Here is a 9,823-nt window from a genome sequence, read left to right as displayed (position 1 = left end):
GAAGTGCTGTAGGTCCGTGCGCAGGCGGTTGGCGAACATCTCTGCGCTGGAACCGGGGCGGATCTCGAAGGGTTTCGGCGCGCGTTCAACCACGACATTTTCCGGCGTGATGTCGAAGTGCAGCAGCTTGCATTCGATCGCGCCGTTGTAGAGGGTGTGCATTTTCTTGGCGCGCAGACCCATGGATTTTCCAAGTTCGGGATTGCCGGTGAACACCGCGGCGCGCCAGCCGGGGAAGCATGCCTTCAGCTGTGCACCGAGTTCAGCGTAAAGCGCCGGCAGTTCGGAGCTTGGGCCCAGGCGTTCTCCGTAGGGCGGGTTGGCCACCACGAGCCCGGTCAGGCTCTGTTCCGGTGTGCAGGCAGCCAGCTCGCGTTGTTGTGCAAGCATAAGATTACCCAGCCCCGCGCGTTTTATGTTGTCGCGCGCGGCGCGGATAGCCAGCGCGTCGCGGTCGTAGCCGTGAATCGGCGGTAATTTCGGGAGCCCGGCTTCGCGACGGTTGTGCGCTTCCTCGATCAAATCCGACCAAAGGGTGGCATCGTGCTGTTTCCAGTTGAGAAAGCCGAAGTACTCGCGCGCCAGCCCGGGCGCAATGTCGGCCGCGATCATGGCCGCTTCAATCAGCAACGTACCCGAGCCGCACATCAGGTCGACCAGCGCCCCGTTTTCCTTGGCGATGGCGGGCCAATTAGCGCGCATGAGGATGGCCGCGGCGAGATTTTCCTTTAGCGGCGCTTCCACCGTCTGCGCGCGGTAACCGCGCCGATGCAGCGATTCACCCGATAGATCCAAACTAACCGTCGCTTCATCGCGCAGCAGATAGATGTTCACCCGCACATCGGGTTGCGCCGTGTTTATCGACGGGCGCGCGCCGAATTCGTCACGCAACTGGTCTACGATGGCATCTTTCACCTTGAGCGCGCCGTAATGCGAATGGGTAATGACGGATTGCGATGTGGTGAAATCCACCGCCAGCGTGCCCTCGGACGCCAGATGCTCTTTCCAGGCGATGGTCTGGACGCCATCATAGAGTGCCTCCGGTGAAGTGGCGGGAAAACTTTTGAGCGGCAACAGGATGCGGTTGGCGAGCCGCGACCACAGACAGGCGCGATAGGCAGTCGCTAGCGTGCCGGTGAATGCGACCCCGGCGCGGGTTTCCTTGACGCCTTCGGCCCCGAGTTCGCGCAATTCATCGGCGAGCAAAGACTCGATGCCTTTGGGGCAGGTGGCAAAAAGTTGTCGGGGTGAAGTCATGGATGGGGCTGCATGTTACGTGCCCCGGTGATTGCGGTAAATGAAAATGGTTATGGTCTTGGTTGGCGGGTATGATAATCGGTCAATCAACCACTGATTCTGGGTAAACGCTCATGGCGCGCATCGGTCTCGATCCGGAAGGCAAGGTCGTCAACGAATGTTTCGCGCTGATCTACGCGCCGCGGCGCACCCGCGACCGGTTTCCGGAGAATTGCGTGACCGTGGTTGATTCCGAGGCGGCGGCGGTTTCCGGTGCTAATCCAGAAAAGAATCTCTATCCGGCCCGGGTCATCGGGCCATCGCGATCTTCGGAAGGCTTGCGGCTCTATTACCTGGTGTGCTGGCTTGATGCGGAGGCCTGATGTGGCAGTGCAGAGGCAAGACACCAGTCCAAAAAATAAGGGCTTCCCGGTGGAAGCCCTTCGATTCTCAGGCAAGGCGGCGTTTATGCTTCGAGCGCGTCTTTCATCACATCCAGCGCCTTCATCTCGATCTGGCGGATGCGCTCGGCCGAGATGCCGTATTCGTCGGCCAGTTCGTGCAGCGTCGGTTTTTTCTCATCGAGCCAGCGGCGCTGGATGATATTGCGCGAGCGTGCATCGAGTGAGGTCAGTGCGGAACTCAACTGCGTCTGGCGCAAATCATCCTGATCGGACTGCGTTGCCAGGACTTCCGGGTTATAGCGCATGTCCTGCAGGTAGCCTGCCGGCGCGGCGTGAAAACTGTCGTCATCGGCATCGTTGTCGGCGTCGAACGCCACGTCCGCGTTGCTCATGCGGCCTTCCATTTCCTGCACGGTCTCCGGCGCCACGTCCAGATTCTCGGCCAATGCATCGACTTCGCCGCGCGTCATCCAGCCCAGACGTTCACGCGACTTGCGCAGGTTGAAAAACAGTTTGCGCTGCGACTTGGTGGTCGCCACCTTGACGATGCGCCAGTTGCGCAGGATGTAGTCGAAGATCTCGGCGCGGATCCAGTGGATTGCGAATGACATCAGCCGCACCTTGTGCGCCGGGTCGTAATGCTTGACCGCCTTCATCAGACCGATGTTGCCTTCCTGGATCAGGTCCGCCTGCGGCAGGCCGTAGCCCGAGAAACCGCGCGCGACGCGTGCTACGTGACGCAGGTTCGACATCACCAGTTGGCGGGCGGCGTCGAGGTCGTTGTGCTTGCGATAGCGCCGCGCCAGTTTGCGTTCCTGCTCCACGCTCAAAACCGGCAGCGCATTGACCGCCCGGATATAGGTCGACAGCCCCTTTTCGGGGTAGAGGTTAATGGGCAATGTCAGTGACTGGGCCATGGGTCGGAACCTCCACTAATTCAGAACTACCGGTTATTGGAAAAACATTTTAGCACTCGGCCCATATGAGTGCCAAATCACTAAAAAGTTCTTTTTCCCTTGGAAAAGTAGGGAAAAAGTCATGGTTTCAATGGATTTAGTGCGGCTCTATGGCCCGCAAATGACGGCCGACAGCCAGGCGGGAACCCAGCCAGCCGAGCAGCCCCCCGGCGCCAATCAGGGCCAGGGTAGCCAGGATGCCCAAATTCTCAGCCTCAAACTGACTCCCATACAGTCCGGCCAGGTTGTTGATGGGGTCGGTGAGGAGCAACAGGCCCAGACCCACCAGCAGCCAGGCCAGCAGCGCCCCGAGCAGGCCCTGCAGGGTGCCGGTATAGAGGAAGGGACGGCGGATGAAAGCGTTGGTCCCGCCGATCAGTTTGGTGATCTCGATCTCGTCACGGCGATTGAGGACCGCCAGCCGGATCGTATTGCCAATAATGAGCAGCACGGCTATCGCCAGTCCCGCGGCCAGGATCAGCACGCTCTGACGCGCAAGTTCGAGCATCGCATGCAAGCGGCGTACCCAGTCGAGATCGATCTGCGCGATGTCCACCTCGTTGAAGCGGCGCAGGTCCTTGAGCAGCTCCTGCAGCTTGTCGGGATGCGCGTACTTGGCGGCTGGATGCACGACCAGCACCGCCGGCAGCGGATTGCGATCGAGCGCATTCAGCGCCTCGCCGAAGCCGGACAGGCGTTTGAATTCGGTGAGCGCCGCCTCGCGCGAAACATAGTCCACCCAGGAGACGGCGGGCATGCGGCGGATTTTGTCGGCGAGTTTTTCGATGGCCGCGCCCGGAACGTCCTGCTTCAGGAACAGCGATATCTGACCGTTGTCTTCCCAGCCGCTGGCGAGACGCTGTACGTTTTCGATAGCGACATAAAGACCGGCCGGCAGCGCCAGGGTGATGCCGATGACGGCCACGGTCAGGAACGTGGCGACCGGCGTACGCGTAAGTTGCCCGAGGCTGTAGAAAAACACCTGCGCATGACGCAAAAAATAGTTTTTGATCATGCCGCCGTCCCCGAGTCGCGGACCAGCTCGGCCTGCTTCAATTCAATGACACGCTGACGCGCGCGGTTGATTAGATGCCAGTCGTGGGTGGCGATCATCACGGTGACGCCGTGGTGATGAAAGTCGAGAAACAGATCGAGGATTTCGTCGGACAGCGCGCTGTCGAGGTTTCCCGTGGGTTCGTCCGCGAGCAGCAGCGGCGGTTTGTTGACCACGGCGCGGGCGATGCCGACTCGCTGTTGCTCGCCGCCGGAGAGCGTGACCGGATACATTTTTTCCTTGCTGAGCAGCCCGACCATTTCCAGCGCCGCGCGTACGCGTCGGGGAACCTCTTGCGGATCCGCGCCGGTGACGATCAGGGGAAGCGCCACGTTGTCGAAGACCGTGCGATCGAACAGCAGCTTGTGGTCTTGAAACACCACGCCGATCTCGCGCCGGAAGTAGGGGATGCGGCGTCGCGGCAGGCGCAGAAGATTTTTGCCGTTGACAACGGCCTCACCGCGCGTCGGTCGCTCGATGGCGGTGATGAGCTTGAGCAGCGTGCTCTTGCCCGCGCCCGAATGACCGGTGATGAAAACCATTTCACCCGCACCGATCTGCAGGTTGATATTGCGCAGCGCGTCGAAGCCGCCGGGATAACGCTTGAAGACGTGGGTAAACTGGATCATGTTCGACCGGCTCAAGGCGCGGGCAGCAGCGCATCGACGTACTCTCCGGCATCGAACTCGCGCAGGTCGTCCATGCCCTCGCCCACGCCAATGTAGCGGATGGGCAGCCCGGTTTTGCGTGCGATGGCGATCAGAATGCCTCCCCGGGCGGTGCCGTCGAGCTTGGTGAGCGCGAGGCCCGTTACCCCCACGGCCTCGCCGAAATGGGTGAGCTGCGAGAGCGCGTTCTGCCCCGTGCCGGCATCGAGCACCAGCAGCACCTCATGCGGCGCGGAGGAATCGGCCTTGCCGATCACACGTTTGATCTTTTTCAGTTCATCCATCAAGTCCGCCTGTGTGTGCTGCCGTCCGGCGGTGTCCACGATCAGGATATCGCTGCCGCGCGCGGTTGCGGCGTTTACGGCGTCATGCACCACGGCCGCGGCATCGGCCCCGGTATGCTGGGCGATCACCGGAATATCGAGACGTCCGGCCCAGGTTTTGAGCTGCTCGATGGCGGCGGCACGGAAGGTGTCGGCGGCGGCCAGCATGACCGCGTGCCCGTTGTTTTTGAGGCGGTTGGCGAGCTTGGCGATGGTGGTGGTTTTGCCGACGCCGTTGACGCCCACCACCATAATGACGAAAGGCTTGACGGGAGTGATGTCGAGCTGGCGGCTGCAGGGTTCCACGATGGAGAGGATACTTTGCCGCAGGGCGTGGTAGACGGCGCGCGTGTCCGTCAGCTGCTTGCGCGAGACCTGCTCCGTGATACCTTTCAATAGATATTGGGTGGTTTCCACGCCGACATCGGCGGACAGCAGCAGCGTTTCGAGTTCCTCAAACAGGCTGTCATCGAGCGCGCGGCTCCCGAGCAGCAGGTCGCTCAGGCCGCGGGTGAAGCTGCGCTGAGTAGCGGTAAGCTTTTCACGCAGGCGGCCGAAGAGGCCGGCGGGCCGGGTGTTTTCGGTCTGCTTCGGATGGCGGAATTCTTTCAAGAACGATGATCCTGGGGAATTATTTTCGGTGTCGATGCTCTAAGCTGTGGCACAATAGTATATAAAGAATCATCACCACGGAAACCCCATGTACAAAAAACTTTTGTGGCTCCTGTTTCTGAGCCTGTGGCTCACGGCCTGCGACCAGACGCAGGAAACCACGCTGGCCAACGGCCTGCGCGTCATCGTCAAGCAGGATCACCGCTCGCCGGTGGTGGTATCGCAAATCTGGTACCGGGTGGGCAGCCAGGACGAGCCCGACGGCGTCACCGGCATCTCGCATGTGCTTGAGCACATGATGTTCAAGGGCACGGCCAAGCACGGACCCAACGAGTTCTCGCGCATCATCGCCGAAAACGGCGGACGCGAGAATGCCTTCACCAGTTACGACTACACCGCCTATTTCCAGCAGCTGGAAAAATCGCGCCTGCCGATTTCCTTCGAACTCGAAGCCGACCGCATGCAGAATCTGACGCTGGCCGATGAGGAGTTTCGCAAGGAGATCAAGGTGGTGATGGAAGAGCGCCGGTGGCGCACCGAGGACCAGCCCGAGGCGATCGTTCAGGAAAAATTCATGACTACCGCGTACAAGGTCCACCCCTACCGGCACCCGGTGATCGGCTGGATGGCCGATCTGGAGTCCATGACAGTCAAGGAACTGCGTGACTGGTACGAACGCTGGTATACCCCGTCCGACGCAATACTCGTGGTGGTCGGCGACGTCGAGCCGAAAGAGGTAATCGCGCAGGCGCAGAAATATTTCGGACAGATTCCGGCACGTTCCGTCGAGAGGGCCAAGGAAGTCGTGGAACCCGAGCAGAAGCAAGAACAACGCATCCGTGTCGCGATTCCGGCGGAAGTGCCTTACCTCCTCATGGGCTATCATACGCCGGTGCATGCCTCCGCAGGCCATGGAAGCGATGTCGCCGAATGGGAACCTTACGCGCTGAGTGTGCTGACCGGTATCCTGGATGGCGGGCAGGCGGCGCGTTTCGAGCGCGAGCTGGTGCGCGAGAAAAAACTTGCCGCCAGCATCGGCACCGACTACTCGGCGGTTGCGCGTTCTCCTGGTCTGCTGATGATCGAAGCCACGCCGGCCAACGGCCATACCGTCGCGGAGCTCGAACAGGCCATCCGGGCGCAGATCGAACGCATCAAGAAGGAGCCGGCCACCGACGAGGAATTGAAACGCGTCAAGGCGCAGGTGGTGGCGAGCAATGTCTTCAGCCGCGATTCGGTGTTCTATCAGGCGATGCAGATCGGGCGCCTGGCGGCGGTCGGACTCGACTGGCACATGGTCGACGACTACCCGGACAAGCTCAAGGCCGTCACCGCGGAGCAGGTGCAGACGGTGGCACGCAAGTATCTCGTGGACACGAACCTGACGGTGGCGGTGCTCGATCCGCAGCCGATCGGCAAGGGGCAGCGGCGCATGCCGCGGCCTCGGGGAGGCGGCGATGTTCGCTAGAACTCTGGTATTCCTCTGCCTGCTATTCATGTCGGGAGTCGCGTCGGCCGCCCCGAAAATCCAGCAGTGGATGCTGGACAACGGGGCGCGCGTCTATTTCGTTGAAACCCACGAACTGCCGATGCTGCAGATCCGGGCCGTGTTCGACGCCGGTTCGAGCCGCGATCCGGCCAACAGAGCCGGGCTCGCGCGTCTGACGAGCGCCATGCTCGATGAAGGCACGGGCGATCTGACCGCCGACGACATTGCCAGTCAGTTCGAGAGTCTGGGCGCCGAGTTCGGTGCCGGCGTCGATCGTGACATGGCGACCGTGGACCTGCGCAGCCTCTCGGATTCCGCGCTGCTCGATCCGGCGCTCGATCTGTATTCCAAAATTCTGGCGGCACCGTCATTTCCGGCGGCCAGTCTCGAACGGAACCGCGAGCAGGCGCTGGTGGCCTTGCAAAAGGACATGCAATCGCCGGGTGCGATCGCCGATAAGGCGTTTTACCGCGAGCTTTACGGTGATCACCCCTACGCCCATGACCCACAGGGAGATGAATCCAGCCTGAAGGCGATCACTCGCGAGGATTTGCAGAAGCAGCATCGGAGTTATTTTGTCGGCGCCAATGCCTGGCTCGTGATTGTCGGTGACGCGAGCAAGCGCCAGGCGCGCAAAATCGCCGAACGTGTCGTCGGTCACTTGCCCGCGGGCCAAGCAGAGGTTCCGCTGCCCCTGGTGCGTACGCTCTATGCCCCGCGGCAGAAGCAAGTGGCGTTTCCCGCCACCCAGACGCATATCATCCTGGGCCAGCCGGGAATGCGGCGTGGTGATCCGGATTATTTCCCGTTGTATGTCGGCAACTACATTCTCGGCGGCGGCGGACTGGTGTCACGCCTGTCGACGGAGGTGAGGGAGAAACGCGGCCTGTCCTACAGCGTTTACAGTTATTTTCTGCCGCTGCGCAAAGCGGGACCCTTGATCGTAGGATTGCAGACTAAAAACGCGCAGCGCGATCAGGCGCTCAAGCTTGTCCGTCAGGTCATTTCGGATTTCGTCGACAAAGGGCCGACGGAGCAGGAACTTACTGCCGCGAAGAAGCACATCACCGGTGGATTCCCGCTGCGTCTCGACAGCAATGGCAAGATCGCCGAGAACCTGGCGGTCATTGCTTTTTATGGACTGCCGTTGACTTATCTCGATGATTTCATTCCGCGCATCGACGCGGTGACGGTTGAACAGATTCGCAATGCCTTCCGGCAGCGCGTCCATCCTGACCAAATGGTGACGGTCATCGTCGGTGGCGGCCGCTGACCGCAGGTCCGCGCGCCGCCGCGTGGCCACGAAGACGGGATTGTCTTATCCGGGCAAGCTTCGCATTATCGGCGGACGCTGGCGCGGCCGGCGTCTGAGCATTCCCGAAGCGGAGGGATTGCGGCCCACCCCCGATCGCGTGCGCGAGACGCTTTTCAACTGGTTGCAGCCTTATATCGCCGGTGCGAGTTGTCTCGATCTTTTCGCCGGGACCGGTGCCTTATGCCTGGAAGCCTTGTCGCGCGGCGCCGGACAGGTGGTCATGGTGGAAAAGAACGCGCATGTGGTGGAATCCCTGCGTCAACATGTGGCAATTCTTCAGGCACTCAACGCCGGCGTGGTGCAGGCAGATGCCGTCGATTTTCTCCGTCAGACGCCGCAGCCGTTTGACATCGTTTTTCTGGACCCGCCCTTCAATAGCGATCTTATCGCGCCTTGCGCGGAGCTGGTGGAAACGAACGGCTGGATCAAGCGCGGTGGTTTTGTCTATGTCGAGGCGCCCAGTCAGGTCGATGTGTTACCCTTGCCGGCGACCTGGGAATTGATCCGCAGCAAAAAAGCCGGGCAGGTGGGATATCATCTGGCGCAAAAAACCGGATGAGAAACAGGTCATCTTGATTTTCGTCAAGGGGAAAGCTATGTGCAGTGATATGCTTTGTGCAGTTCCGAGAGCCTGAATGAAAGTCATCGCGCTGTATCCCGGCACGTTCGACCCGATCACCAACGGCCACACGGATCTGGTGCGTCGCGCGGCGCGCCTGTTCGATCAGGTGATCGTCGCCGTGGCGGCCAATCCGCAGAAGCAGCCGTTATTCAAACTGTCGGAACGCGTGGAACTGGCGCGCACGGTGCTGGCGGACATCAAAGGCGTGAAGGTCACCGGCTTCGACAATCTGCTGATCGATTGCGTGCGTCAGCATGGCGGCAACGTGATCCTGCGCGGGTTGCGCGCGGCCTCGGATTTCGAATACGAGTTTCAGCTCGCCGGCATGAACCGGCGACTCGCGCCGGAAGTGGAAACGGTGTTCATGACGCCCTCGGAGCAGGAGATGTTCATCTCCGCTTCGCTGGTGAAGGAGATCGCGCTGCTCGGCGGCAATGTCTCGGATTTCGTGGACGCGCGTGTGGCGGCTGCGATGGCGGCGAAAATACGTTAAGATGTAACGGCTTTAACCGGATTCTTTCAAGGGTATTTTATGTCTTTGCTGATTACCGACGAATGCATCAACTGCGATGTCTGTGAGCCCGAGTGCCCGAACGGGGCGATTACCATGGGCGAAGAGATCTACCAGATCAACCCTGATCTCTGCACCGAATGCGTCGGCCACTTTGAAACTTCCCAGTGCGTGGATGTCTGTCCGGTGGATTGCATTATTCCCGATGCGAATCATCCGGAGTCCAAAGAGGAATTGCAGCGGAAATATCAGGAGCTGATCCGGAAATCGGCCTGATTTCGATTTTCTGTTTTCTGTATTGCAAAGGCGGCTTCGGCCGCCTTTTTTGTTATGGTATCGCGCGCTAGGCGCGCGATCTTAAAAGCTACTTGTGGGTGGCTGACCCACGGCAGGTGACTTTTCTTTGCTTGTGCAAAGAAAAGTCACCAAAAGAAACACACCCCGGAGCGCACGACGTCTCCTTCGTGCCCGGGGTGCGCCGAATCACGGCGCACCCGTTCGGCGGCGTGGAAGTCCACCGGACTTCCATGAATACTCCGCCTCACCCTCGGGCTCAAACACGAGGCTCGCTTCTCCCGATTTTCCCTGCGATGCTCGGCGGCTACGGGGATCTGAAAACCCCTAGTGCCAGAT

The 9,823-nt window shown here is 60.5% G+C and carries 11 protein-coding genes; 6 read left to right on the top strand and 5 right to left on the bottom strand.

Annotated elements, in window-relative coordinates:
• Positions 1-1,257 (bottom strand): bifunctional 23S rRNA (guanine(2069)-N(7))-methyltransferase RlmK/23S rRNA (guanine(2445)-N(2))-methyltransferase RlmL (gene rlmKL, locus WB402_RS09615; RefSeq protein WP_424207287.1); only part of this gene is annotated, 1,257 nt, incomplete at its 3' end.
• A gap of 113 nt (positions 1,258-1,370) precedes the next feature.
• Between rlmKL and WB402_RS09610 the strand changes: the two genes are divergently transcribed.
• Positions 1,371-1,619 (top strand): hypothetical protein, encoded by a 249-nt coding sequence (locus WB402_RS09610; RefSeq protein ID WP_424207285.1) that lies wholly within the window; start codon positions 1,371-1,373, stop codon positions 1,617-1,619.
• Between the two features lie 83 nt (positions 1,620-1,702).
• Here WB402_RS09610 and rpoH read toward each other — a convergent pair whose 3' ends face one another.
• The 4 genes from rpoH to ftsY all read right to left on the bottom strand — a co-directional run bounded on the left by rpoH (position 1,703) and on the right by ftsY (position 5,253).
• Entirely contained in the window at positions 1,703-2,557 is an 855-nt protein-coding gene (gene rpoH / locus WB402_RS09605) for an RNA polymerase sigma factor RpoH (protein WP_424207283.1), read from the bottom strand.
• Positions 2,558-2,693: 136 nt separating this feature from the next.
• Entirely contained in the window at positions 2,694-3,611 is a 918-nt protein-coding gene (gene ftsX, locus WB402_RS09600) for a permease-like cell division protein FtsX (RefSeq protein ID WP_424207281.1), read from the bottom strand.
• Complete coding sequence (gene ftsE / locus WB402_RS09595) at positions 3,608-4,279, bottom strand: cell division ATP-binding protein FtsE (protein WP_424207279.1); 672 nt, start codon at positions 4,277-4,279, stop codon at positions 3,608-3,610. Before ftsE ends, ftsX begins: the two co-directional genes overlap by 4 nt.
• A gap of 11 nt (positions 4,280-4,290) precedes the next feature.
• The gene (ftsY, locus tag WB402_RS09590; protein WP_424207277.1) at positions 4,291-5,253 is read right to left on the bottom strand and encodes a signal recognition particle-docking protein FtsY; all 963 of its coding nucleotides are present in this window, start codon (positions 5,251-5,253) and stop codon (positions 4,291-4,293) included.
• A gap of 88 nt (positions 5,254-5,341) precedes the next feature.
• On the opposite strand from ftsY, the gene WB402_RS09585 reads away from it, so the two are divergent.
• The 5 genes from WB402_RS09585 to WB402_RS09565 all read left to right on the top strand — a co-directional run bounded on the left by WB402_RS09585 (position 5,342) and on the right by WB402_RS09565 (position 9,466).
• The gene (locus WB402_RS09585) at positions 5,342-6,721 is read left to right on the top strand and encodes a M16 family metallopeptidase (protein WP_424207276.1); all 1,380 of its coding nucleotides are present in this window, start codon (positions 5,342-5,344) and stop codon (positions 6,719-6,721) included.
• The gene (locus WB402_RS09580) at positions 6,711-8,015 is read left to right on the top strand and encodes a M16 family metallopeptidase (protein WP_424207274.1); all 1,305 of its coding nucleotides are present in this window, start codon (positions 6,711-6,713) and stop codon (positions 8,013-8,015) included. The genes WB402_RS09585 and WB402_RS09580 overlap by 11 nt, the downstream gene beginning before the upstream one ends.
• Before the next feature lie 22 nt (positions 8,016-8,037).
• Positions 8,038-8,616 (top strand): 16S rRNA (guanine(966)-N(2))-methyltransferase RsmD, encoded by a 579-nt coding sequence (rsmD, locus tag WB402_RS09575; protein ID WP_424207272.1) that lies wholly within the window; start codon positions 8,038-8,040, stop codon positions 8,614-8,616.
• 76 nt (positions 8,617-8,692) lie between these two features.
• Positions 8,693-9,172: a pantetheine-phosphate adenylyltransferase gene (coaD, locus tag WB402_RS09570; RefSeq protein ID WP_424207270.1), complete on the top strand. Its 480-nt coding sequence runs from the start codon at positions 8,693-8,695 to the stop codon at positions 9,170-9,172.
• Positions 9,173-9,211: 39 nt separating this feature from the next.
• The gene (locus tag WB402_RS09565; protein WP_424207268.1) at positions 9,212-9,466 is read left to right on the top strand and encodes a YfhL family 4Fe-4S dicluster ferredoxin; all 255 of its coding nucleotides are present in this window, start codon (positions 9,212-9,214) and stop codon (positions 9,464-9,466) included.
• Positions 9,467-9,823: the final 357 nt, after the last annotated feature.

The organism is Sulfuricaulis sp. (assembly GCF_049587675.1).
GTDB lineage: Bacteria > Pseudomonadota > Gammaproteobacteria > Acidiferrobacterales > Sulfurifustaceae > Sulfuricaulis.
This window is presented reverse-complemented; position numbering and strand designations above follow the sequence as displayed.

Coding starts and splice junctions, on each gene's coding strand:
- WB402_RS09610 (WP_424207285.1), top strand. CDS start 1,371: ATGGCGCGCATCGGTCTCGATCCGGAAGGCAAGGTCGTCAACGAATGT.
- rpoH (WP_424207283.1), bottom strand. CDS start 2,557: ATGGCCCAGTCACTGACATTGCCCATTAACCTCTACCCCGAAAAGGGG.
- ftsX (WP_424207281.1), bottom strand. CDS start 3,611: ATGATCAAAAACTATTTTTTGCGTCATGCGCAGGTGTTTTTCTACAGC.
- ftsE (WP_424207279.1), bottom strand. CDS start 4,279: ATGATCCAGTTTACCCACGTCTTCAAGCGTTATCCCGGCGGCTTCGAC.
- WB402_RS09585 (WP_424207276.1), top strand. CDS start 5,342: ATGTACAAAAAACTTTTGTGGCTCCTGTTTCTGAGCCTGTGGCTCACG.
- WB402_RS09580 (WP_424207274.1), top strand. CDS start 6,711: ATGTTCGCTAGAACTCTGGTATTCCTCTGCCTGCTATTCATGTCGGGA.
- coaD (WP_424207270.1), top strand. CDS start 8,693: ATGAAAGTCATCGCGCTGTATCCCGGCACGTTCGACCCGATCACCAAC.
- WB402_RS09565 (WP_424207268.1), top strand. CDS start 9,212: ATGTCTTTGCTGATTACCGACGAATGCATCAACTGCGATGTCTGTGAG.